The organism is Streptomyces sp. NPDC041205, assembly GCF_055591765.1.
The window spans coordinates 1,528-3,315 of sequence record NZ_JBVIZH010000022.1; the positions used below are offsets into that span (position 1 = coordinate 1,528).

Here is a 1,788-nt window from a genome sequence, read left to right on the forward strand (position 1 = left end):
TTTATGCAGGGCGGATTTGCCTACCCTGCGTCCTACACCCTTACCCCGGGACAACCACCGCCCGGGCTGGACTACCTTCCTGCGTCACCCCATCACTCACCTACTACCAGATTGGACCGGCGGCTCCACCACTCCCCTTTGCCCGAAGGCTCCAGGGCGGCTTCACGGCCTTAGCATCACTGGATTCGATGTTTGACGCTTCACAGCGGGTACCGGAATATCAACCGGTTATCCATCGACTACGCCTGTCGGCCTCGCCTTAGGTCCCGACTTACCCTGGGCAGATCAGCTTGACCCAGGAACCCTTAGTCAATCGGCGCACACGTTTCTCACGTATGTATCGCTACTCATGCCTGCATTCTCACTCGTGAACCGTCCACCACTCGCTTACGCGGCAGCTTCACCCGGCACACGACGCTCCCCTACCCATCCCAGCCGCCGTTGGGCGTATATGCTGGAATGACACGACTTCGGCGGTACGCTTGAGCCCCGCTACATTGTCGGCGCGGAATCACTAGACCAGTGAGCTATTACGCACTCTTTCAAGGGTGGCTGCTTCTAAGCCAACCTCCTGGTTGTCTCTGCGACTCCACATCCTTTCCCACTTAGCGTACGCTTAGGGGCCTTAGTCGATGCTCTGGGCTGTTTCCCTCTCGACCATGGAGCTTATCCCCCACAGTCTCACTGCCGCGCTCTCACTTACCGGCATTCGGAGTTTGGCTAAGGTCAGTAACCCGGTAGGGCCCATCGCCTATCCAGTGCTCTACCTCCGGCAAGAAACACACGACGCTGCACCTAAATGCATTTCGGGGAGAACCAGCTATCACGGAGTTTGATTGGCCTTTCACCCCTAACCACAGGTCATCCCCCAGGTTTTCAACCCTGGTGGGTTCGGCCCTCCACGAAGTCTTACCTCCGCTTCAGCCTGCCCATGGCTAGATCACTCCGCTTCGGGTCTTGAGCGCGCTACTATATCGCCCTATTCGGACTCGCTTTCGCTACGGCTTCCCCACACGGGTTAACCTCGCAACACACCGCAAACTCGCAGGCTCATTCTTCAAAAGGCACGCAGTCACGACTATGCAGCAAGCTGCATAGCGACGCTCCCACGGCTTGTAGGCACACGGTTTCAGGTACTATTTCACTCCGCTCCCGCGGTACTTTTCACCATTCCCTCACGGTACTATCCGCTATCGGTCACCAGGGAATATTTAGGCTTAACGGGTGGTCCCGCCAGATTCACACGGGATTTCTCGGGCCCCGTGCTACTTGGGTGTCTCACAAGCAAGCCGCTGATGTTTCGACTACGGGGGTCTTACCCTCTACGCCGGACCTTTCGCATGTCCTTCGCCTACATCAACGGTTTCTGACTCGCCTCATGACCGGCAGATCATGAAAGTGAGATCCCACAACCCCGTATACGCAACCCCTGCCGGGTCTCACACGCATACGGTTTGGCCTCATCCAGTTTCGCTCGCCACTACTCCCGGAATCACGGTTGTTTTCTCTTCCTGCGGGTACTGAGATGTTTCACTTCCCCGCGTTCCCTCCACACTGCCTATGTGTTCAGCAGCGGGTGACAGCCCATGACGACTGCCGGGTTTCCCCATTCGGAAACCCCCGGATCAAAGCCTGGTTGACGACTCCCCGGGGACTATCGTGGCCTCCCACGTCCTTCATCGGTTCCTGGTGCCAAGGCATCCACCGTGCGCCCTTAAAAACTTGGCCACAGATGCTCGCGTCCACTGTGCAGTTCTCAAACAACGACCAACCACCCATCACCCCACC

Annotated in this window: 1 rRNA gene (only partly in view); it reads right to left on the reverse strand. The window is 57.6% G+C overall.

Annotated features, from left to right (window positions below):
• Positions 1-1,728: ribosomal RNA gene (locus ACZ6BG_RS39080) — 23S ribosomal RNA — on the reverse strand (it extends 1,494 nt beyond the left edge of the window).
• Positions 1,729-1,788: the final 60 nt, after the last annotated feature.